The following is a 20,185-nucleotide window of genomic DNA, read 5'->3' as shown; positions in this document are numbered from 1 at the left end:
CAGTCCGATGGTGATCAGGCGATGCTGCCGCCGGCCGCTTCGATCGCAGCCTTGGCGCCAGCCGTTGCGCCCACGCCCGTCAGCTTGACGGCCTTGGTGAGCTCACCGGTCTTGACGATCTTGACGACCTTGGCGAGCTGGCCAACGAGGCCGGCTTGCTTCAGCGCCAGGACGTCCACTTCGGCCAGGCCGAGCTGCTCGAGGGCAGTCAGCGTGACTTCGGCGTTGAACTTCAGCAGATGCGACTTGAAGCCACGCTTCGGCAGGCGACGCTGCAGCGGCATTTGACCGCCTTCGAAGCCGACCTTGTGGAAACCGCCTGCGCGCGACTTCTGGCCCTTGTGACCGCGACCTGCGGTCTTGCCGATGCCGGAGCCGATACCGCGGCCGACGCGGCGCTTGGCGTGCTTGGCGCCATCCGCCGGCTTGATGCCATTGAGTTCCATATCAGTCTCTCTTACAGAACTTTGACCAGATAACTGATCTTGTTGATCATGCCGCGCACCGCAGGGGTGTCTTGCAGCTCGCTCACGCTGTTGAGCTTGCGCAGGCCGAGGCCACGCACGGTCGCGCGATGCGATTCCTTGGTACCGATCGGGCTCTTGACCAATTGGACCTTGAGGGTTTGTTGTTGCGTCGTCATTTGAATGCTTCTTTCGGCTTGCGCTTAAGCGAAGATTTCTTCGACGGTGAGGCCGCGCTTGGCAGCCACCTGGCCCGCCGTCGTCGAGTTCTTCAACCCGTCGAGCGTGGCGCGAACCATGTTGTAGGGGTTCGACGAACCATGGCTCTTGGCCACGATGTCGGTGATGCCCATCACTTCGAACACGGCGCGCATCGGGCCGCCGGCGATGATGCCGGTACCCTTGGGAGCCGGATACATCACGACCGTCGCAGCGCCATGGTGGCCTTGCACCTGGTGGTGCAGCGTGCCGTTCTTGATCGAAACCTTCAGCAGGTTGCGACGCGCTTCTTCCATGGCCTTCTGCACTGCAGCGGGCACTTCCTTCGACTTGCCCTTGCCCATGCCGACGCGACCATCGCCATCACCGACCACGGTGAGTGCTGCGAAACCGAGGATACGACCACCCTTCACCACCTTGGTGACACGGTTGATCGCGATCATCTTCTCGCGCAAACCGTCCTCGGGGCCTTCGTTCTGCGTTCTTGCCTGAATCTTTGCCATTTTGAATCTCGTGTCCGGTTAGAACTGCAGGCCGGCTTCGCGGGCGGCCTCGGCCAGCGCCTTGACGCGGCCGTGGTATGCGAAACCTGCGCGATCGAAGGCGACCTTCTCGACGCCGGCAGCCTTCGCTTTTTCAGCGATGCGCTTGCCGACGGCGGTGGCTGCAGCGGCGTTGCCGCCCTTGCCCGAACCGCCGAGCGAGGTACGCACTTCGGCTTCTGCCGTCGATGCGGTTGCAATCACCTTGGTGCCGTCGTCGGAGATAACGGTCGCGTAGATGTGCAGGTTGGTGCGGTTCACCGTCAGACGGGCCACGCCCTGCGTCGCGATGCGAATGCGGGTCTGGCGCGAGCGGCGAAGACGCTGTGCTTTTTTGGTCAACATCATTTTGCTGCCCCTTACTTCTTCTTGGTCTCTTTGATCACGATCTTCTCGTCCGCATAGCGGATGCCCTTGCCCTTGTAGGGCTCTGGCGGACGAACAGCGCGGATCTCAGCGGCGATTTGACCAACGCGCTGACGGTCAGCACCCTTGATCACGATTTCGGTCGGGGTCGCGGTGGCCACCGTGATGCCTTGCGGCATGTCGATGTTGACCGGGTGCGAGTAACCGACTTGCAGGTTCAGCTTGTTGTTGGACGCTGCAGCCTTGTAGCCGACGCCGATCAGGCTGAGCTTCTTCTCGAAGCCCTTCGTGACGCCGACGACCATGTTGTTCACCAGCTGGCGAATCGTGCCGCTCATCGCGTTCGCTTCACGCGACTCGTTTGCGGGCTCGAAGCTCAGCTTGCCGTCATTGCTGACGATTTTCACCAGTGCATTGCGCGACAGGCTGAGCGTGCCGCCCGTGCCCTTGACGCTGATCTGGTCTTCCTTGATCGACACATCCACGCCTGCGGGGATGGTGATCGGCATTTTTCCTACTCGGGACATTTCAGTAACTCCTCGATGTCTCGGTTAGGCGACGTAGCACAGAACTTCGCCGCCGACACCGGTGGCGCGAGCCTTGCGGTCGGTCATCACGCCCTTGGGGGTCGTGACGATCGCAACGCCGAGGCCGTTCTGAACCTGCGGAATGGAAGCACTGGCCTTGTAGACGCGCAGGCCAGGGCGGCTCACGCGCTCGATGCGCTCGATGACCGGACGGCCAGCGTAGTACTTCAGCGAAATTTCAAGCTCGCTCTTGCCGGCTTCGGTCTTGACCTGGAAGCCGTCGATGTAGCCCTCGTCCTTCAGGACTTGTGCGATCGCGATCTTCACCTTGGAAGACGGGACCGACACGGTGGGCTTCGCCACCATCTGCGCGTTACGGATACGCGTCAGCAGGTCGGCAATGGGATCACTCATGCTCATGTTGTTTGCTCCTGCCTGGCTTACCAGCTGGCCTTGGTGACACCGGGGATGTCGCCATTGAAAGCCAGTTCGCGGATCTTGGCGCGGGCCAGACCGAATTGACGGAAGGTGCCACGCGGGCGACCGGTGATTTCGCAACGGTTGCGCTGACGCGTGGGGTTCGCGTTGCGCGGGAGCTTTTGCAGGCCCAGGCGGGCTGCAGCGCGCTCTTCGTCGCTCTTCTTCACGTCGTTGGAGATTGCCTTCAGTTCCGCGTGCTTCGCAGCGAACTTGGCAACCAGCTTGTCGCGCTTGAGTTCGCGCTGGATCAAAGATGCTTTAGCCACAGATCACCTCAGTTCTTGAACGGGAAACGGAAACCAGCGAGAAGCGCCTTGGCTTCTTCGTCGGTCTTGGCCGTCGTCGTGATGCTGATATTGAGACCGCGCAGGGCATCGACCTTGTCGTACTCGATCTCGGGGAAAATGATCTGTTCCTTGACGCCGATGTTGTAGTTGCCACGGCCGTCGAACGCACGGCCGGAGATGCCGCGGAAGTCGCGAACACGCGGCAGCGCGATGGTCACGAAACGATCCAGGAACTCATACATCTGCACGCCACGCAGCGTGACCATGCAGCCGATCGGCTGGTTTTCGCGGATCTTGAAACCGGCGATAGCCTTCTTCGACTTGGTAACCACGGGCTTCTGGCCAGCGATCTTGGTCAGGTCGGCGACAGCGTTGTCGAGAACCTTCTTGTCGGCGACTGCTTCACCCACGCCCATGTTCAGGGTGATCTTGGTGAGGCGCGGAACCTGCATCGGCGACTTGTAGCCGAACTTTTCCGTCAGGTCTTTCGCGATCTTTTCGCGATAGTGTTGTTGGAGACGTGCCATGTGAGTACCTCTTAGGCGATCTTGATTTCGTCGCCGCTGGACTTGAAGACGCGAACAGCCACGCGCTTGCCGTCAGCACCCTGGGTGATCTTGATGCCCACGCGATCGGCCTTGCCGGTCGCGGCATTGAAGATCGCCACGTTGGATTGGTGAATGGGCATGGACTTTTCGACGATGCCACCGGTCGTACCCTTGAGCGGGTTCGGCTTGGTGTGCTTCTTGACGACGTTGATGCCTTCGACGAGCACGTGCGAATCGTCCTTGCGGAGCGACACGGTGCCGCGCTTGCCCTTGTCACGACCGGCCAACACGATGACCTGGTCGCCTTTGCGAATCTTGTTCATGGCGTTGTTGTCCTTACAGAACTTCAGGTGCCAGCGACACGATCTTCATGAACTTCTCGGTGCGCAGTTCGCGCGTGACCGGTCCGAAGATGCGGGTGCCGATAGGCTCCAGCTTGGCGTTGAGCAACACTGCTGCGTTGCCGTCGAACTTGACGAGCGAGCCGTCTGCGCGACGGATGCCCTTGGCGGTGCGGACCACCACTGCGCTGTAGATCTCGCCCTTCTTGACGCGACCACGCGGAGCGGCTTCCTTGATGCTGACCTTGATGACGTCGCCCACGCTGGCATAACGCCGCTTGGAGCCACCGAGCACCTTGATACACAGGACGGATTTCGCGCCTGTGTTGTCGGCCACTTCGAGCCGGGATTCAGTTTGGATCATTTCTTGATATTCCCAACTTGTACCGATGTGCATCCAGGAGGGAAGCACCGCGGTCAGTCTTGGGCCCGTCGTCCATGCCTCGAACCACTCGAGGCACTTCCGCTTTGGGCTGAAAGCTTCGCCTTTTAGAAGCGAAGCCCGCGATTGTTGCACGCACTAATGCCGATGTCAACAACCCCATTACACCATCTCGCGCTGCCACTAGACTCCGGGGCGTGCGCCAGCCCCTGAAACCACCCTTTTCGCCCCCATTGCTCCAGCGTCGTCACCTGCTGGCGGGCGGGGCCAGCCTGGTAGCGCTGGGCCTGGCCGGCTGCAAGAGCGCGACTCCGAATCCGGACCCTGGCCGACTGCGCCGCATTGGCGAGGCGCGCTGGCCGCACCGCCTTCATATAGAAGGCACCGTGGTCGGCGGCCTCTCCGGCATCGACTACGACCCGATCCGAGGTGAGTACCTGCTCATCAGCGATGACCGGTCAGACCTGGCACCCGTGCGCTACTACATCGCCCGCTGGCCCCACCCACAGGCCGCGCAACAGCCCGAACCGACGGGCGTTGTGCAGCTGCAACGCCCCGGCGGCGGACCCTGGCCGGATCGTCGCCACGCGGTCGATGGGCTTCCCGTGCCCGACCCCGAAGCCCTGCGGCTGCGCCCCACGACCAACACCCTGCTCTGGACCAGCGAGGGCGACATCGCCCGCGGTTTCGGCCCCGCGCTGTACGAATCGGCCCGCGACGGCCGCTTCCTGCGCGAATTCCCGATGCCGGCGATGTTCCGGCCCGACCCGGCCCTGCGCCGCGGCCCGCGCGACAACCTGACCTTCGAAGGCGTCGCCCTCACGCCCGACAGCCGCTTCGCTTGGCTGGCAATGGAAAACGCCCTGATCCAGGACGGCCCCAAGCCCACCACCGGCGCGCCCGGCGGCCCCTGCCGCTTCACCCGGATCGACCTGCAAACCGGCCAGGCCGACCGCCAGATCGCCTACATTCCCGACGCCATCCCGCTGCGCCCGCTGATTCCCGGCAGCTACGCCGATAACGGCGTGAGCGAGATCCTGATGCTCGACGCCGACCGCATGCTGGTGCTGGAGCGCGCCTACGCCACCGGCGCCGGCAATTCGCTGCGCCTCTACGAAATCGACACCCGCGCTGCCAGCGACGTGCTCGCGGTCGACACGCTGGCACCAGGCAACCACCGGCCGGCCGCCAGGACGCTGGTGGCCGACTTCGCCGCACTCGGACTGTCCCGCCTCGACAACACCGAAGGCATGTGCTGGGGGCCGCCCCTGCCGAACGGCAAGCGCATGCTGGTGGTCGTGAGCGACGACAATTTCAATCCGCTTCAAATCACCCAGTTCGCAGCCTTCGAATACGCCGACCGACCATGACCATCGCCGTGACCTTCCTGCCCCGCACCGGCCCCGCGCCGCTGCCCCCCGTCGCCTTCATCGGAGGCGGCAACATGGCCAGCGCCATCATCGGCGGGCTGATCCAGCAAGGCACCCCGGCGGATGCGTTCGAGGTGGTCGAGCCCTTCGAGGAGGCCCGCACGAAGCTGGCCCAGTCCTTCGGCATCGTCGCGAAGGCCGAGGCGGGCGAGGCCCTGTCGCGCTGCGGCGTGGTGGTGTGGGCGGTCAAACCCCAGACCTTTGCCGAAGCCGCCCGCGCGGTGCGCGACTTTGCCGAAGACGCCCTGCACCTGAGCGTGGCCGCGGGCATTCCGTCCGGCAGCATCGCCCGCTGGCTGGGCACGGAACGCGTGGTGCGCGCCATGCCCAATACGCCCGCGCTGGTGGGCAAGGGCATGACCGGCCTGTTCGCCCGGCCAGGCGTCGAGAGCACCGACCGCTCGACGGTCGCGAAGTTGCTGGCGCCCACCGGCGAGCTGATCTGGGTCGACGCCGAACCGGCACTCGACGCCGTGACCGCCATGTCCGGCTCGGGCCCGGCGTACGTGTTCTATTTCATCGAGGCGATGACCGAAGCCGGCGTCGAGATGGGCCTCACGCCCGACCAAGCCCAGCGGCTGGCCATCGGCACCTTCACCGGCGCCTCGGCGCTGGCGCACAGCGCGACCGAGCCTCCCTCGGTGCTGCGCGAGCGTGTGACCTCCAAGGGCGGCACGACCTACGCGGCCATCACCTCGCTTCAGCAAGCCGACGTGAAGGCACAGTTCAAGACCGCGATCCGCGCGGCACAGAAGCGCGCCGCCGAGCTGGGCGAGGAATTCGGCCGCGACTGATTTCAGGCCTCAGGCAGCGCGCGCGGCCCGAGGAAGAACAGCCATTCGGCGGCCAGCGTGACGGTGCCGTCCTCCAGCTCGAGCCAGACTTCTTCCTTCAGCAGAAAGCTGTCGCCGGGCTTGGGCGTCACTTCCGCGATGCGCACCCGTGCCCTGAAGCGCGCGCCCACCGGCATCGGCCGCACGAAGCGCAGGCGGTCGAAGCCGTAGTTGAGCGCATGGTTCGAATCGAAGGGCAGCAGCGTGCGCATGGCTTCGCCGGTCAGCCGGATGAGGTGCGAGACCTGGAAGAAGCCCTGCACGATGGTGCCGCCGTAGTCCGCCTCACGCGCCGCACGCTCGGGGTCGAGGTGAATCCACTCGCCTTCGCCGTCGCCCGACAGTTCCGAATAGCGATCGACCATCTCCTGCGTGATGCGGTGCCATTCAGAGAAGCCCTCCTGGCCGATCTTCTGCTTCAGTCGCTCCAGCATGCGCGCTCTCAGCGAACGGCGTAGCCGGCCACGACGCCGGCGAACACCGTGAAGCCCAGCCAGTGGTTCAGGCGAAAGGCCTTGAAGCAGCCTTCGCGCGTGCGGTCGCGAATCAGCCGCCAGTGCCACAGCGCCTGCGCCACGGCCACGGCAATGCCCACGTAGAACAGCACGCCCAGCGAACGGCTCGCGCCGGCCCAGGTCCAGACCGCAAGGAAGATCGCGTAGCTCGCCATCACTGCCGCCACGTCGAAGCGGCCGAAGGTGATGGCCGAGGTCTTCATGCCGATCTTGAGGTCGTCGTCGCGGTCGACCATCGCGTACTCGGTGTCGTAGGCCAGCACCCAGAACAGGTTGCCCGCGAGCAGCCATGCGGCAAAGACCGGCACGGTCGACTGCACCGCGGCAAAGGCCATCGGAATGCCGAAGCTGAATGCGATGCCCAGCACCGCCTGCGGCACCGAGACAAAGCGCTTCGCAAACGGATAGATCAGCGTGATGGCCAGCGCCGCGAACGACCACAGCACTGTCGTGCGGTTGGTCGTGAGCACCAGGCCGAAGGCCGCCAGCGCCAGCACCATGCCCAGCCCAAGCGCTTCCTTGACCGACATCGCGCCGCTGGTAACGGGCCGCTGCGCCGTGCGCTTCACATGGCGATCGAAGTCGCGGTCGGCCACGTCGTTGACGCAGCAGCCCGCGCTGCGCATGAGGAAGGTGCCGAGCGTGAACACGACCAGCAGGTGCCAGCCGGGCCAGCCGCTCGCCGCGAACCAGAGCGCGCCGAGAGTGGGCCACAGCAGCAGCAGCCAGCCCGCCGGGCGGTTCCAGCGGATCAGGTCGAGGTACAACGCAAAACGCCCGCGGGGAGGCGCGGGCGCAGTGACGGGGGGAGCGGACTCAGTCTTCAAGGAGCGAACGCAGCATCCAGGCCGTTTGATCGTGCACCGTGCAACGCGCGGTCAGCATGTCGGCCGTCGGGTCGTCGCCGGCTTCTTCGGCGACAGGAATGAATTCGCGCGCAATGCGCGACACGGTTTCGTGGCCCTTCACCAGGATGCGCACCATCTCCATCGCCTTGGGCGGGGTCTGCGGCACGTCGGGCACGGTGGCGATCTTGCTGAACTCGGCATACGAACCCGGCGCGTAGTGGCCCAGGGCGCGAATGCGCTCGGCCAGCACGTCGGTGGCGCCCCACAGTTCGGTGTACTGGCCCATGAACATCGCATGCAGCGAATTGAAGTGCGGGCCCGTCACGTTCCAGTGGAAGTTGTGCGTGGTGAGATAGAGCGTGTAGGTGTCGGCCAGCACGCGGCTCAGGCCTTCGGCGATGGCGGCGCGGTCCTGGCGCTCGATGCCGATGTTGATGATCGGCGCATTGCGGCTGCCCGACTCCTGCGCAACCACCGCACCGCCCTTCTTGGGCACCTTGCCGGCGGAGGAGGCGGACGATGATTTTTTCGAGTCTTTGGCCATGGCGGGAGGTCTTTCTTCAATTTGGAGGGGAGAACACCTGAATTCTGAAAGCCGGCACGCGGCTTCGCAACAGCGTGACTCTATCCCAGCGATCTACGACAGGCGCTTGACGCCCGGCAGCTCGCACGCATAGATCGCGTTGCGCAGCGCCGCAATCGCCTCATAGCGCGTGAAGGTGCGCCGCCATGCGAGCACCACGCGGCGCGTGGGCGGGTCGCGGTCGTGCGCATCGCGCACCGGCAGATAGCGCACCATCTGCTCGGGCTCCTTGCGGCCCTTGACCTTGGGCTTGATCGCCTCGGCCGGCACCGACAGGCGGGGCACGAGCGTCACGCCCATGCCCGAGGCCACCATGTGCTTGATGGTTTCGAGCGACGAGCCCTCGAAGCTCTTGCGGATGCCTTCGGCATTGCTGGAGAAGCGCGCGAACTCCGGGCACACCTCCAGCACGTGGTCGCGGAAGCAATGACCGGTGCCCAGCAGCAGCATGGTTTCGCTCTGCAGCTCTTCGGAGGTGATCGATTCGCGATCGGCAAACTTGTGCTTGTTGGGCAGCGCCGCCATGAAGGGCTCGTCGTACAGCGGCGCCATCGCGAGGCCGGTGTCGGGAAAGGGCTCGGCCATGATGGCGCAGTCGATCTCGCCGGCGCGCAGCATCTCGAGCAGCTTGGCAGTGAAGTTCTCCTGCAGCACCAGCGGCATCTGCGGCGTGCGCGCGATCACCTGGCGCACGAGGTCGGGCAGCAGGTACGGCCCGATGGTGTAGATCACGCCCAGGTTCAGCGGACCTGCCAGCGGATCTTTGCCGCGCTTGGCAATTTCCTTGATGCTGGCCGCCTGGTCGAGCACGCTCTGCGCCTGCTGCACGATCTGCTCGCCCAGCGGCGTAACGGTCACTTCGCCGGCGCTGCGCTCGAAGAGCTTGACTTCGAGCTCGTCCTCGAGCTTCTTGATCGCGACCGAGAGGGTCGGCTGTGAAACGTAGCAGGCCTCGGCCGCCTTGCCGAAGTGCCGTTCGCGGGCTACTGCGACGATGTATTTGAGTTCGGTGAGAGTCATAGCTTGCGTCAATTATGCGCAAGGGTGCGTGACCCGGCAGGCCTGGGGTCTTGGAGAGCGCAGATCCGCCCCCCTCAGGGCCGGGCGCCCTGTGCGGCGGGCAGCCGGCGCAGGCCCGATCGCGCACGCTTGCCTTGCGCGATACCCGGCTTCTCGACCAGGCGGTAGCTGACGACCGAGGCCGCCACGAGCAGCAGCGCGCAGAGGATGCCCACCAGCCAGTACTGCAGCGCGCCGGTCATCGCGAAATCGCGCACCGGCGGTGCCGCGAAGACCACGGTCAGAACGAGCCCCTGCAGCAGATAGATGCTGTAGCTCACCGTGCTCATGCGCCGGGTCGCACGCGTGGCCAGCAGGCCGAACAGCGTGCTGCCGCGGCAGACCAGGTGGAAGAAGACCCAGAGCAGCAAGGCCTGAATGGGGCCGACCATGTGCTCGAACCAGAGGAACACGGCGCCCAGGCAGGCCAGTGCGAGCAACGAAGCCGCCCATTCCGGCAGTCGCAGCCTCGCCATGCTCGCGCCATCGCGACGGATCAGCCAAGCCGACAGCATGCCCATGAGGAACGACGCCAGCACCCACGCCAGGGCGCCGACCACAAGCAAAAGCGTCGGCTGCCAAAGCGATCCGTCCGGCGAAAGCGCGGAGAACGTCAGCACCAGCAGGCACAGCAGCAAGGCACCGGCGACGAAGCGCGGCGTCCGCCCACCGCGCGCGAGGGGCGCCATCAGCCGGAGCGATCCGTAGAACAGCCATTCCACGAAAACCGTCCAGGTCACGCCCGCGAGGATGAACCTTGTCCCGTCATAGCCGTTGATGTCGGGCTGCATCGGCACGATGCCAAGGGCCAGCCACTGCAGCATCTCGCCCAGCACGGACCAGGCCGGCTCCTTGAGCTCGAACCCGGTTCTCCAGGCGACGATGAAAAACATCAGGCCCACCGCCACCAGGTACATCGGCCCGATGCGCCAGAGCCGGCCGATGTAGAGGCTCGTCCAGTCCGGCCTGCCCTTGGCGTCGAGCAATTTCCCCCAGAACAGGAAGCCGGTGATCATGAAGAAGACCGTCACGCCGACCTGCCCGAGCAGGGTGTGGAAGCCCGAGTGTGGAAACGTCCATTCGCCGCGCTCGATGTAGCCGTGGGTCACCGTCAGGTGGTGCACGAACACGCTCAGCGCGAGAAAGCCGCGCAGCCCGTCGAGCGTCGCGGTGCGCTGGTCGCGCTGCGGCGGTTCGTCGGCCGCGCGGAAAACCGGCAGCGCCAGCGCACCGAGCACGACCAGCACGAGCACGAAATACGGCCAGACGGAGAGGACGCTCATCGCTGGCGCGGCCTGCTCTGTTGTTGCCTTCTTGCTCCAGGCGTCTTCGCAAGAACGCTGGCCCCTCCCCCCACTGGCTCGGTGCGTTCCTTGTTCACGTCATCGGCAGCAGGCGACCGGAACCGGGACGCATACGCCCAGGCAGCGCCGCGCCGATGCAGGGCAAACACCCTCATGCCTTGGCGGCATCGAGGTCCATGGCCGCAAGGGATCGCGGCCGCATGTCGGTCCAATTCGCCTCGATGAAGGCGCTGCAGGCCGCCCTGTCGGTCGCGGCCAGCGCGACCTGCCAGCCGGCGGGCACCTCGATGAAGCTCGGCCACAGCGAGTGCTGGCCTTCTTCATTCACCAGCACCAGGAAGGTGGCGTTCTTGTCGTCAAACGGATTGCTCATGGTCGATTTCCTTGAATGGGTTCAGGCGTTCAAGCCATTTCCACGGACTCGGGCGCTGCCTCGCGCAGCGCCACGAGGGCCGTGGTGATTTCGGTCAATGCGTGATGGCGCGCGAAGTCCTCGCGCAGCACGCCCGCACGCTGGCGGTAGCTGGGTTCGCTCAACAGCCTGCGCACGGCGTCGCCGATCTGGCGTGCGCTCGGCTGGCCGTTGCCGAGGTTGATGCCCGCGCCCGACCACGCCACGCGTGCGGCGATCTCGGGCTTTTCCTCGGTGGCGCCGGCCACGACCAGCGGCACGCCGAGGCTCAGCGCATGGTTGACCGAGCCGTAGCCGCCGTTGGTCACCATCGCATGCACCTTGGGCAGCAGCCGGTCGTAGGGCAGGAACGGCAGCACGCGCGCGTTGGCCGGAACCGCCATGTTCAGCGCGGCCGGCAGCGGGCCGCCGGTGGTGGCGATGACCTGGATGTCCTTCGCCCCGGCCAGCGCCTGCAAGGTCGGACCGATCAGCTGCGCCGGGTTCTGGTTGGCCAGCGTGCCCTGCGTGACCAGCACGACCGAACGGCCGTCGTCCAGCTCGTGCCACCAGTCGGGCGGCGTGAAGTCGCGGCTGGCGGGCGCGAGCAGCGGGCCGACAAAACGCACCGAGGCGGGCAGGTCGCTGCGCGGGTATTCGAAGGACGCCGCCGTCAGCTGCAGATACAGGTCCGGCAGCTTGACCATGGCGTCGATGAAGAAGTCCGGCAGCGCGGGCAGGCCCGCGCACGTCAGCAACGCATCGAAGTAGCGCTGCACCTCGCCGAACATCGCCTGCTTGAGGTTGGCATTCATCGCCCGGTTGCGCACGCGCCCTTCCGGCGTGGACGACGGCGGCAGCGCGGTGCCGAAGAAGGCCGTGTCGCAGCTGGACAGCGGCAGCGCCGAGATGCCGATGGCAACGATCGCCGGGCGATGCTCGCGCGGCCCCAGCAGCAGCGGAAAGGTGCCGCAGAACATCGTGTCGACCACGATGGCGTCGGCCTCGAAGTCTTGCAGGATCGCGCCCAGGCCGGCCCGCTGCGCGGCCATGGCGTCGGCAAAGAAGTGCTTCAGGCCGAAGCACAGCTGCGCATGCGCAGACGGCAGGCGCTGGCGCTGCGGAAAGCGCTGGTCGAGTTCGCGGTAGTCGAAGTCGATCGCGGCGTCGAAGGCGGTGAAGCTCGCGCCGGTGGCCTCGGCCTGCGCCCGGAACCGGCTCGCGGTGTGCACCCGCACCTCGTGCCCGAGGTTCACCAGATGCTGGGCGATGGCCAGCATCGGCAACACGTGTCCCGGCAATGCGGTTGCCGCGATGAGATAGCGTGCCATGTCGAGTCTCCTATGAAGCGCTGGTTTCCAGGGCACGGCGTGCCTTGGTGTCGATGCCGAGGTCGACGAAGTAGCGCTGCAGCAGCTCGCGGTCCACCGGGCGGATCGCCGCGCCGATGGCTTCGAGCTGTGCATGCGTGGCCGCGCCGCTGACCTGCGGCGGCGTGGCCGAGGTGTCGTAGCGGTCGAGAATCGCCAGCACCGCCGCAAGGTCGCGGTCCTGCCCCACGGCGAGCCGTGCATGCGCCCGCTCCAGCCAGGGCTCGAGCCCCACCGGTTCGAGCCGCATGCCGAGCCGTTCGAACACCGGGGGAATGTCGCGCACCCGCAGCGCCTCCTGGCTCATCAGGTGGAACACCTGGCCCCACGACGCCTGCTGGCCCGCAAGGCCGAGGATGGCGCGCGCCACGTCGTCCACCGGCGTCAGGTTGAGCGGCAGGTCCATGTCGGGAATCGCTTCCAGGTCGGCATAGAGATGCGCCACGCGCCAGATCAGGTCGTCGGCGTTGCAGATCGCGTGGGTGTGGTCGCCGGTGACCGCCCCCAGCCGGTAGATCGCGACCGGCATGCCGCGTGCCTGCGCCACGCGGGCCAGCGCATCGCCGACCCATTTGCTCTGGCTGTAGCCGTCGACCAGCCCGCTCCAGGAAGCAAGAGCCGACTGCTCGGTGACCGTGCCGTCCTTGTTGTTCTGGTCGATCACCGCCAGCGTCGAGACGTAATGCATGCTCTTGGGCCGGCCCTGCGACGTCCACTCGAGCAGCGTGACCACGCTGTCGACATTGGCGGGCTTCAGGCTGGCATAAGGATGCAGGAAGTCGACCTGCGCGGCGCAGTGGTAGATGGCGTCGCAGCCGTCGCGCACCAGTTGTACGGCGCTGTCGTCGAGGCCGAGCAGCGGCTTGCCGAGGTCGCCGGTGACGACCTTGATGCGCGTGTCGTTCCAGATCGCGCCGAGCTGGCGCTGGGCCAGCGTGAGCTTCAGGCGGCGCTTGCCCGCCTCTTCGTCGACGGCGCGCACGTGGCAGACCACGCAGGCCGATGTGTCGCGCAGCAGCGCAGCCAGCAGGTGGCTGCCGACGAAGCCGCTGGCGCCGGTCAGGAACACGCGCTTTGCAGCCAGCGGCGGCGAAGCATCCTGGCTGCGGATGTGCGCGGGCAGATCGAGTTCGCGCGACAGGTCCAGCGCCTCGGCCGTGCCGGCAGAGTCGTCGAGCCACGCGGCGAGTTCGGCGACGGTCGGTCGGTTGTAGACCTCGGCGTGCGGGAAGTCCGCACGCACCTGCTGGCGGATGCGCATGCCGAGCTGGATGGCCATCAGCGAATGCCCGCCGAGCTCGAAGAAGTTGTCGTGGATGCCGACGCGTTCCAGGTGCAGCGTCTCGGCCCAGAGCACGGCCAGTTGCCTTTCTGTGGGCGTGCGGGGTTCAGCGTATGGCGCAGCGGCCTGCTGCTCGGGCGCCGGCAATGTCTTGCGGTCGAGCTTGCCGCTCTGGGTCAGCGGCAGGAACGGCAGGTGGACGAAGGCCGAGGGCACCATGTAGTCGGGCAGCGCCTTCGCCATGTGGGCGCGCAACTCGATCGGCTGCGGATCGGCCGCAGCGACCACGTAGGCCACGAGGCGCTTCTCGCCCGGCACGTCCTCGCGGACGATCACTGCCGCCTGCGTCACCAGCGGGTGCTGCAGCAGCACCGATTCGATTTCGCCCAGCTCGATGCGGAAGCCGCGGATCTTCACCTGCTGGTCGGCGCGGCCCAGGAAGTCGAGGCTGCCGTCGCTGCGCCAGCGCACCAGGTCGCCGCTGCGGTACATGCGGCTGCCGGGTTCGCTGAAGGGGTTGGCGATGAAGCGTTCGGCGCTGAGCAGCGGGCGGTTCAGGTAGCCGCGCGCCACCCCGCTGCCGGCGATGTAGAGCTCGCCCGCGACACCGGGCGGCACCGGCTGCAGGCTGTCGTCGAGCACGTACACCCGCGTGTTCCAGACCGGCTGGCCGATGGAGGGCTGCTCTTCGGCATTCATCGGCGCGCTCGTGCTCGCGCAGATGGTGATCTCCGTCGGGCCGTACGCATTGATCATGCGACGACCTTGCGACCAGCGCGCGGCCAGCGCGGCGGGGCAGGCATCGCCGCCCACCACCAGCGTCTGCAGGTGCGGGAATTCGCCGTGCGGCAGGGTTGCCAGCGCGGCGGGCGGAATCAGCGCATGGCTCACGGCCTGGCGCTCGAGCAGCTCGGCCAGTTCCGTGCCCAGCAGCTGCTGCGGCGCCGGCACCACCAGCGCGGCACCAGCGTGGAAGGCCATCAGCAGGTCCATCACCGAAGCGTCGAAGCCGCTGGAAGAGAACTGCAGCACGCGCGAGTCGTGGCCGATGGCAAAGCGCTGCGCCATCGATGCGCCAAGGCTGCTCAGGCCGGCATGCGGCACCACCACGCCCTTGGGCAGGCCGGTGGAGCCGGAGGTGTAGATGACGTAGGCGGCATCGCGCGCATCGACCGCTCGCGACTGCGACACGGGGTCGTCAGACTGGATCGCCAGTGCGGCGACCGTTTCGTCGCTGTCGAGCGCCAGGCAATGCGGAATGCCGGCCAGCTCCGGCAGCAGCGATGCATGGGTCAGCACGCCTGCGGGCGCCGCCTCGCCGAACACGAAGGCACTGCGCCCGGCCATGTGATTCGGGTCGATGGGCAGGTAGGCCGCGCCTGCTTTCACGATGGCAAGGTGCGCCACGACGAGATCGAGCGAACGCGGCAACACCGTCGCAACGATGGCGCCGGCGCCGATGCCCCGGCCCCGCAGCAGGTGCGCAAGCCGGTTGGCCCGCACGTCGAGCGCGGCGTAGCTGACGGTCGCGCCGTCGAGCACCACCGCCGGTGCATTCGGACGCTCGGCGGCGTGCGACTCCACCATGGCGGCCAGCGAGAGCGGCGCGATGTCGAGCGTGCTGCCGCTCCAGTCGGCAAGCATGCGTTGACTTTCTTCGTCGCTCAGGATGTCCAGGCTGCCCAGCGCAGCGTCGGGCGCGTCGCAGGCCTGCTCCAGCAGGCGCACCAGTCGCGCCGCGATGGCTTCGACGGTGCTGCGGTCGAAAAGGTCGGTGCTGTACTGGATGCCGCCGGCAATGCCGCCCGGCAGACCATCGGCGCCGCGCAGTTCGTCGAGGATGAAGGACAGGTCGAACTTGGCGGTGTCCACGGCCACCGGCTGCGGCGTGATCGACAGGCCGGGCAGGCTGAACGACAACCGGTTGCCGCCCTGCTGGAATCCCAGCATGACCTGGAACAGCGGCAGGTTGGCACCCGCACGCTGCGGCCGCAGCAGCTCCACGATCCGGTCGTACGGGAACTCCTGGTTCGCATACGCGGCAAGGTTGGTGGCCCGCACCCGCGCGACGAGGTCGCGCAGGCCCGGCTGCCCCGAGGTGTCGGTGCGCAGCACCAGCGGGTTGACGAAGCAGCCGATCAGGTCGTCCAGCGCATGATCGCTGCGGCCGGCAACCGGCGTGCCGATGACGATGTTGTCTCCCGCGCCCAGCCGGTTCAGCAAGCCCGCGAGCGCGGCCTGCAGCACCATGAAGACGCTGGCCTGGCCGTCGCGCGCCAGCTGCAGCATGCGCTCGTGCACATGCGCCGGAATCTGCACCGGCACCACGTCGCCGTGGTAGCTGGGAACGGCCGGGTGCGGACGGTCGACCGGCAGGCTCAGCCGCTCCGGCAGGTCGCGCAGGGTCTCGCGCCAGAACTCGCGCTGGCGGCCGGCCATGCTCTCGGCGTCGTCTTCGCTGCCGAGCAGTTCCTGCTGCCACAGCGCGTAGTCGGCATATTGCAGCGGCAGCGGCGACCAGCCGGGCGCCTTGCCTTCGCTGCGTGCGGCGTAGCCGATGCTCAGGTCACGCGCCAGCGGCAGCAGCGAGGCGCCATCACCGACGATGTGGTGCGTCAGCAGCAGCAGCACGTGCTCGTCGGCGGCCAGCCTGAACAGATGGGGGCGCAAGGGGGCCGTGTTGCCGAGGTCGAAACCGAGGCGTGCCGCGGCGTGCAACTGGGCAGCGATCTCGTCTTCGCTGCTGTCGGCTTCGATCAGCAGCGCGCGCGCTTGTGCGCCATCGAGGATCTGCTGGTACGGCAGCCCGTCTTCGTTCGGGTAGATGGTGCGCAGGCTTTCGTGGCGCTGCACCAGGTCGTCCAGCGCGGCCTGCAGCGCATCGCGGTCGAGCACGCCCGAAAGGCGCAGGGCCAGCGGCATGTTGTAGGCCGGGTTCGAGTTCTCGAGCTGGTTCATCAGCCACAGGCGGCGCTGCGCGAACGACAGCGGAATGCGCGCCGGGCGCGGCATCGGCGTGAGGCTGGGCCGCGCCTGCGAGGCCTGGTCCAGCAGCTCCGCGAGGCCGGCGATGGTGGAGACCTGGAACAGCGTGTCCAGCGGCAGGTCGATCATGAACTGCTGGCGGATCATCGAGATCAGCTGCACGATCATCAGCGAGTGCCCGCCGAGCTCGAAGAAGTTGTCGTTGATGCCGACGCGCGGCAGGTGCAGCGTCTCGGCCCAGAGCCCCGCGAGGATGCGTTCGGTGGGCGTGCGAGGCGCGGCATAAGGCGTGGCCGCCTGCAGTTCGGGCGGCGGCAGCGCCTTGCGGTCGAGCTTGCCGCTGGGGCCCAGCGGCAAGGCCGGCATGCCGACGAAGGCCGAGGGCACCATGTACTCGGGCAGCGTTTGCGCGAGGTGGGTGCGCAGCTCGGCTGCCTGCGGGTCGGCCGCATCGGCCGCCACGACGTAGGCCACAAGGCGCTTCTCGCCCGGCACGTCTTCACGCGCGATCACCGCGGCCTGTGCGACTTGCGGATGCTGCAGCAGCGCCGATTCGATCTCGCCCGGCTCGATGCGCAGGCCGCGGATCTTCACCTGCTGGTCGGCACGGCCGAGAAAGTCCAGGCTGCCGTCGGCGCGCCAACGCGCGAGGTCGCCGGTGCGGTACATGCGGCTGCCGGGTTCGCCGTACGGGTTGGCAATGAAGCGCTCGGCGCTCAGCAGCGGGCGGTTCAGATAGCCGCGCGCCAGGCCGATGCCTGCGATGTACAGCTCGCCAGTCGTGCCGGGCGGCACCGGCTGCAGGCCGCTGTCGAGCACGTGCATCTGCGTGTTCCAGATCGGGCCGCCGATCGGAACGGTAGGAACGGCAGGCACGCTCTTCGACGACGGCTCGTCTTCGGGCGTGCGCGGGCACTCCCACGAAGTGACGTCGACAGCGGCCTCGGTTGGCCCATAGAGGTTGTGCAACTCGCACGGCAGGATCTGCTGGAACTGCGATTGCAGCGCGGGCGACAAGGCCTCACCGCTGCAGATCACGCGCCGCAGCGAGGTGCAATTGGCGGCCATGGGTTCGAGCAGGAAAACCTCCAGCATCGACGGCACGAAGTGGATCGTGGTGATGCCTTCGTCTGCGATCAGCCCCGCGAGGTACGCCGCGTCCTTGTGGCCGCCCGGCTTTGCCAGCACCAGCGTGGCGCCGTCGATCAGCGGCCAGAAGAATTCCCACACCGACACGTCGAAGCTCGACGGCGTCTTCTGCAGCACGCGGTCATCGGCCTGCAGGCCGTAGCGGTCCTGCATCCAGCGCAGGCGATTGACGATGGCGCGGTGCGACACGACCGCGCCCTTCGGCTTTCCGGTCGAGCCCGAGGTGTAGATCACGTAGGCCGGGTGCGAGGAATCGATCGCGACGGCGGGATCGGTTTCGGCGCAATTCGCCAGATCCGCAAACGTTTGCGCTACATCGAGCAGAAGCTTCGGGGCGCCAGCCGGCAGCGACTCCGCGAGCGCCGCGGTGGTAACCACGCACACCGGCTGCGCGTCGCCGAGCATGAAGGCGATGCGGTCCTGCGGAAAGTCCGGGTCGACGGGCAGGTAGGCGGCGCCGGTCTTCAGCGTGGCAAGCAAGGCCACCATCAGGTCCAGCGAACGCGGAATGGCCAGCGCCACGGTGCGCTCCGGGCCCGCGCCGCGTGCGCGCAGCAGATGCGCGAGGCGGTTGGCGCGCCGGTTGAGCTCGTCGTTGCGCATGTCCTCGCCGGCGAAGCGCAATGCAATGCCCTGCGGGTTGGCGGCAAGCTGCGCCTCGATCAACGCGGTGAGATGGGTGTCGGGCACCGCATGGGCCGTGTCGTTCCACGTCACCAGCAGTTGCTCGCGCTCGCTGGCTTGCAGCAGGTCGATGTGGCCGATGGCCTGGTCGGGCTGGCGGATCACCGCCGTCATGAAGGCGAGCAGCCGGCGCTGGTGATCGGCCAGCTCCTGCGCGGTGTAGACCGCCGGATTGGCGTCGAAGTCGATCTGCAGGTCCTGCCCGTTGCCGCGCTCGTACAGGAAGATGCCCAGGTCCTCGGCCGTGCCGTTGGACAGGTTGCGCGGCTTGGCGGCGTGCCCGGCAAAGCGGAAGTCGTAGTCGAAGGGCTCGACGTTGACCACGGTGGTGAACAGCTGCCGGTTGTTGACCAGCATGTTCAGGTCGCTGCGCAGGTGCTCGTAGCGGTACGACTGGTGCCGCAATATCTGCCGCATCTGCCGGCCCACTTCGTTGATGAGCTCAGGCACCGGCAGGTCCGGGCGCATCGCGAGCCGCAGCGGCAGTGCGTTCGCCACCATCGCGGGCACGCGTCGCATGCGGTCGTTGTGGCGCGCCGTGACGGGAATGCCGATCACCATGTCCTCGATGCCGGTGGCGCGGTACAGGTAGGCCGCGGTGGTGGCAATCAGGATCTGCGGCAGCGTGGTGCCCAGTTGCTGCGCGATGTCCGCCAGGGCCCGCACGCTGGCGGCCGGCAGGTGCGCCGTCTGGCGCAGCAGCCCGCCAACGTTGACCGAGCGATGCGAAGCAAGGCTCAGCGGATCGGGCGCGTCGCCGAAGCGTTCCGTCCAGTACTGGCGGTCGCGCGGGAAGCGGCCGGACTCGCGGTAGGCCTTCTCTTCCTCGGCCAGTTGCGAGATGGGCGCAATGCGCGAAGCCTCGGGCACCTCGGTGCCGTTGATGCGGGCGGTGTAGACATCGGCGAAGCGGCGCGCAACCAGGCCGCCGCCGAAACCGTCGAGCACGATGTGATGGCTGCGGTGGTACCAGATGTGGCGCTCGGGCGCGATGCGGATCAGCGCGGACATCCAGAGCTGGTCCCGCGCCAGGTCATCCTTGCGGCTGAAGTCGGCGTGCATCCACGACTGCGCGGCGGCGGCCGGATCCTCTGCGCCGCTGAAATCCAGGTAAGGCATTTCGCGCATGAAAGCGGGCGCGACAATCTGGCGCGGCCCCTGCGGGGTGTCGGCAAAGCTCAGGCGCGTGGCCTCGGCCTCTTCGGTCACCTGCCGCATGGCGGCCATGAAGACGGCGGGGTCGATCCAGCCGTCGATTTCTATGGCTTCGGCGAGATTGAAGTTGGTGTCGGGCGAGGCGAATTTCGCGCCGAGCCACATCGCCATCTGACCCGAGGTAAGGGCAGATGCGGCGCCCTGGGGATCGACCGTGCTCATGAACTTCTCCACGTCTTGAATTGAATCGGCAGCGATCGAATCCCTCAGGAAACAATCGCAAACTCCGAATCAATGTACAAGCTGTTTCAACAATTTCAGAGACAGCTTTCCGGGTGAAAACATTTCACGTGGAGCTTTGAGCGCGAAAGATTTCATCGCAAAGCGATCACCCAATTCGCGGTTTCCGGAATTGGGAATCTTTAGTCGTATTGCGAAAAA

Annotated in this window: 20 protein-coding genes; 2 read left to right on the top strand and 18 right to left on the bottom strand. The window is 66.7% G+C overall.

Annotation, left to right across the window (positions count from 1 at the left end):
• Positions 1–14: 14 nt before the first annotated feature.
• Genes rplO through rplN form a run of 10 tightly spaced genes read right to left on the bottom strand, consistent with a single transcriptional unit; the run spans position 15 to position 4,138 of the window.
• Positions 15–446 carry a 50S ribosomal protein L15 gene (gene rplO, locus ACZYSP_RS27560; RefSeq protein WP_093059389.1) on the bottom strand — a complete coding sequence of 144 codons (432 nt, stop codon included), beginning with the start codon at positions 444–446 and terminating at the stop codon, positions 15–17.
• An 11-nt stretch (positions 447–457) separates the two neighbouring features.
• Complete coding sequence (gene rpmD, locus ACZYSP_RS27555) at positions 458–643, bottom strand: 50S ribosomal protein L30 (protein WP_009124818.1); 186 nt, start codon at positions 641–643, stop codon at positions 458–460.
• Positions 644–667: 24 nt separating this feature from the next.
• Entirely contained in the window at positions 668–1,186 is a 519-nt protein-coding gene (gene rpsE / locus ACZYSP_RS27550; RefSeq protein WP_093059391.1) for a 30S ribosomal protein S5, read from the bottom strand.
• Between the two features lie 18 nt (positions 1,187–1,204).
• Positions 1,205–1,570, bottom strand: a complete 366-nt coding sequence (gene rplR, locus ACZYSP_RS27545) for a 50S ribosomal protein L18 (protein WP_042672913.1) — start codon at positions 1,568–1,570, stop codon at positions 1,205–1,207.
• A gap of 14 nt (positions 1,571–1,584) precedes the next feature.
• A complete protein-coding gene (gene rplF / locus ACZYSP_RS27540) occupies positions 1,585–2,118 on the bottom strand; it encodes a 50S ribosomal protein L6 (protein WP_093059393.1) in 534 nt (177 codons plus the stop codon).
• 24 nt (positions 2,119–2,142) lie between these two features.
• A complete protein-coding gene (gene rpsH, locus ACZYSP_RS27535; RefSeq protein WP_093059395.1) occupies positions 2,143–2,538 on the bottom strand; it encodes a 30S ribosomal protein S8 in 396 nt (131 codons plus the stop codon).
• A gap of 20 nt (positions 2,539–2,558) precedes the next feature.
• The gene (rpsN, locus tag ACZYSP_RS27530) at positions 2,559–2,864 is read right to left on the bottom strand and encodes a 30S ribosomal protein S14 (RefSeq protein ID WP_042577476.1); all 306 of its coding nucleotides are present in this window, start codon (positions 2,862–2,864) and stop codon (positions 2,559–2,561) included.
• A gap of 8 nt (positions 2,865–2,872) precedes the next feature.
• Entirely contained in the window at positions 2,873–3,412 is a 540-nt protein-coding gene (gene rplE / locus ACZYSP_RS27525) for a 50S ribosomal protein L5 (RefSeq protein WP_013544114.1), read from the bottom strand.
• An 11-nt stretch (positions 3,413–3,423) separates the two neighbouring features.
• Entirely contained in the window at positions 3,424–3,756 is a 333-nt protein-coding gene (rplX, locus tag ACZYSP_RS27520; RefSeq protein WP_093059397.1) for a 50S ribosomal protein L24, read from the bottom strand.
• A 13-nt stretch (positions 3,757–3,769) separates the two neighbouring features.
• Positions 3,770–4,138, bottom strand: coding sequence for a 50S ribosomal protein L14 (gene rplN, locus ACZYSP_RS27515; RefSeq protein ID WP_009124801.1), 369 nt, complete (start codon positions 4,136–4,138; stop codon positions 3,770–3,772).
• Positions 4,139–4,389: 251 nt separating this feature from the next.
• On the opposite strand from rplN, the gene ACZYSP_RS27510 reads away from it, so the two are divergent.
• Complete coding sequence (locus ACZYSP_RS27510; protein WP_256216726.1) at positions 4,390–5,526, top strand: esterase-like activity of phytase family protein; 1,137 nt, start codon at positions 4,390–4,392, stop codon at positions 5,524–5,526.
• Complete coding sequence (gene proC / locus ACZYSP_RS27505) at positions 5,523–6,380, top strand: pyrroline-5-carboxylate reductase (protein ID WP_093174242.1); 858 nt, start codon at positions 5,523–5,525, stop codon at positions 6,378–6,380. The genes ACZYSP_RS27510 and proC overlap by 4 nt, the downstream gene beginning before the upstream one ends.
• A 2-nt stretch (positions 6,381–6,382) precedes the next feature.
• Here the strand turns inward: proC and ACZYSP_RS27500 are convergent, their stop codons facing one another.
• From ACZYSP_RS27500 to ACZYSP_RS27465, 8 genes are all read right to left on the bottom strand, one after another.
• Positions 6,383–6,853: a MaoC/PaaZ C-terminal domain-containing protein gene (locus tag ACZYSP_RS27500; protein WP_093076154.1), complete on the bottom strand. Its 471-nt coding sequence runs from the start codon at positions 6,851–6,853 to the stop codon at positions 6,383–6,385.
• 8 nt (positions 6,854–6,861) lie between these two features.
• The gene (gene ubiA, locus ACZYSP_RS27495; RefSeq protein WP_093059404.1) at positions 6,862–7,761 is read right to left on the bottom strand and encodes a 4-hydroxybenzoate octaprenyltransferase; all 900 of its coding nucleotides are present in this window, start codon (positions 7,759–7,761) and stop codon (positions 6,862–6,864) included.
• Entirely contained in the window at positions 7,751–8,326 is a 576-nt protein-coding gene (locus ACZYSP_RS27490) for a Dps family protein (protein ID WP_093059406.1), read from the bottom strand. Before ACZYSP_RS27490 ends, ubiA begins: the two co-directional genes overlap by 11 nt.
• Before the next feature lie 93 nt (positions 8,327–8,419).
• The gene (locus ACZYSP_RS27485; RefSeq protein WP_093059408.1) at positions 8,420–9,385 is read right to left on the bottom strand and encodes a LysR substrate-binding domain-containing protein; all 966 of its coding nucleotides are present in this window, start codon (positions 9,383–9,385) and stop codon (positions 8,420–8,422) included.
• A gap of 74 nt (positions 9,386–9,459) precedes the next feature.
• On the bottom strand, positions 9,460–10,707 hold the full coding sequence (locus ACZYSP_RS27480; RefSeq protein ID WP_489017755.1) for an acyltransferase family protein: 1,248 nt from the start codon (positions 10,705–10,707) through the stop codon (positions 9,460–9,462).
• Positions 10,708–10,879: 172 nt separating this feature from the next.
• Positions 10,880–11,101: an MbtH family protein gene (locus ACZYSP_RS27475; protein WP_093055474.1), complete on the bottom strand. Its 222-nt coding sequence runs from the start codon at positions 11,099–11,101 to the stop codon at positions 10,880–10,882.
• 29 nt (positions 11,102–11,130) lie between these two features.
• On the bottom strand, positions 11,131–12,450 hold the full coding sequence (locus ACZYSP_RS27470) for a glycosyltransferase (RefSeq protein ID WP_354336709.1): 1,320 nt from the start codon (positions 12,448–12,450) through the stop codon (positions 11,131–11,133).
• A gap of 10 nt (positions 12,451–12,460) precedes the next feature.
• Complete coding sequence (locus ACZYSP_RS27465; protein ID WP_489017752.1) at positions 12,461–19,966, bottom strand: non-ribosomal peptide synthetase; 7,506 nt, start codon at positions 19,964–19,966, stop codon at positions 12,461–12,463.
• Between the last annotated feature and the right edge of the window lie 219 nt (positions 19,967–20,185).

The sequence above is a fragment of the Variovorax sp. F042 genome (genome assembly GCF_057814215.1).
The sequence above is the reverse complement of the archived record's forward strand: the minus strand, read 5'-3'. Positions and strand labels throughout refer to the sequence as shown.